This window comes from Nocardia sp. NPDC004573 (assembly GCF_053602135.1).
The window spans coordinates 1-1,904 of sequence record NZ_JBSGDA010000066.1 but is presented as its reverse complement, the minus strand read 5'-3'; the positions used below and the strand labels follow the sequence as shown (position 1 = coordinate 1,904).

The window sequence follows — 1,904 nt, the reverse complement described above, 5'->3', positions numbered from 1 at the left end:
CCAACGCCGGCAACATCGAAGCGGTCATGATCGCAGGACACTGGCGCAAACGCCACCACCAGCTCGTGGACTGTCCTGTGGACGAAATCATGGAGACATTGCAACGTTCGGGTGAACGTTTCGTCGACCAGATCAACGCAACTGGCCGTATCGCGCGCATTCGACGGCGCGTAGTGAGGCACGTTGTGCGTCAGAAGTTGCGGCAGCAAGCGCGTGGATCGGCGCACGATGCGCTGACATCGCATGAAAGCCCGTCACAGGACCGTTGAGGCGACCTCTCGACATGGGCGTCGAACCCGCGCGACCGGTGTTGAATACCAGGGAACGGCACTGCGCCGGTCGGCAGTACAAGTCTGCCCATCAATCGAAGATCCCGCTTCGAGTATGAGGGTCATGCGCACCGGCGATTCGTCACCAGACTTCATCGGCGCCCGTTAAGGCGGGCGAATCTGGCTTTCGTCGAATACTCGTTACGTGGTAACCGCCGGGGCAACATATTTGGCGCCTGAAGCACTTCGCTGCTTGCGTATATCCGTTAGGCTGAACACTGTGCATATCGTACGATTCATCACCGGTGAAACAATCCGCTACGGACGGAAAATTGACGATGCTACAGCAGAGTTGATCGAGGGGGATTTGTTCAACGCTTTGGAGCTGTCCGGGCGGGTGGTCGAGGTCGAGAAACTGCTTGCCCCGATTGTGCCGACAGATATCCTCTGCATCGGCTTGAACTACCGCAAGCACGCTGAAGAAGGCGGCTCTACCATCCCTGAACTGCCGGTGTTGTTCATCAAGTCGAGCAACGCGCTGAACAATCCGGGCGATCCGATCAGGGTCCCTCGGCTGAGCAGTCAGATCGATTTCGAGGGCGAACTGGCAGTGGTCATCGGCAAGACGTGCAAGAACGTCCGCAAGGACCGAGCGCTGCAGTACGTCTTCGGCTACACGATCGCCAATGACGTATCCGCCAGGGACTGGCAGCGCGAGAAGCGATTGGGCGGCGGACAGTTCGCCCGTGGCAAGAGCTTCGATGGTTTCTGCCCGCTGGGTCCTACGATCGTGACTAGCGACGAGATCGAGAATCCGAATGCACTGAAGCTGGAGACGAGGGTCAACAGCCACGTCATGCAGGACTGGACGACTGCCGACATGATCTTCGATGTACCCACGCTGATCGAGAATCTCAGCAGCACGATGACGCTGCGCCCCGGAACGGTTCTGTTGACCGGCACCCCGCACGGCGTCGGCTTCGCACGCACGCCTCCCGCGTGGTTGAAAAATGGGGATACGGTGGACGTCGAAATCGAAGGACTGGGCACATTGAGCAACCCGGTGGTTTGACGCTCCGCCAGCGAGCCAGAAGGTACTTCTGCACACAGCTGTCAGACGCCAGGCAACCAGCCCGCAGGACAAGCTCGCCTTCGTCAGCATCGGCCTTCTATACGAATAGTCCCTAGATGCCGAAGGCATTCCGGCGCGAACCCGGCTCAGGAGGATGGTCACTGTCTGGCTATCGCGCTTCGAGCAGGGGGCGCCTTAATTTTCTGGTGTTGCGAGAAACGAACGGTGTGCACACCTGCCCGTCCCCCAAGGCAGCCGCTGAGGGTTTGTCGATACGTCCGAGCCCGCTGCGGCGCAGCCTGGCCTACTGCCAACGCCGTCGCGGACTGCACCCATCATCACATCTGCTCGAGGTTCGCTGAACTGAGCTTTCGTACGCGACTCGATGTTGGCAACCCGAACGCGCAGTCGCGAAGCGATACCGGTCGGCACGCGCTGTGGACTATCGAGCACTCTTTCGATCGATGTTGTCGGCGGAACGTGAAAACTGATCACTGCGCGGCAACTCAAAATGGACCACCTGGTCGGTGACCCTGGCTGATATCCGAGCCAGGGAGGACCGA

At 59.5% G+C, this 1,904-nt stretch carries 1 protein-coding gene and 1 pseudogene; both read left to right on the top strand.

What is annotated here, in order from left to right:
• Positions 1-269, top strand: a pseudogene (locus ACWEKR_RS35525) (hypothetical protein); the annotation flags it as partial.
• 280 nt (positions 270-549) lie between these two features.
• Positions 550-1,341 (top strand): fumarylacetoacetate hydrolase family protein, encoded by a 792-nt coding sequence (locus ACWEKR_RS35520; protein WP_452358235.1) that lies wholly within the window; start codon positions 550-552, stop codon positions 1,339-1,341.
• Positions 1,342-1,904 lie beyond the last annotated feature (563 nt).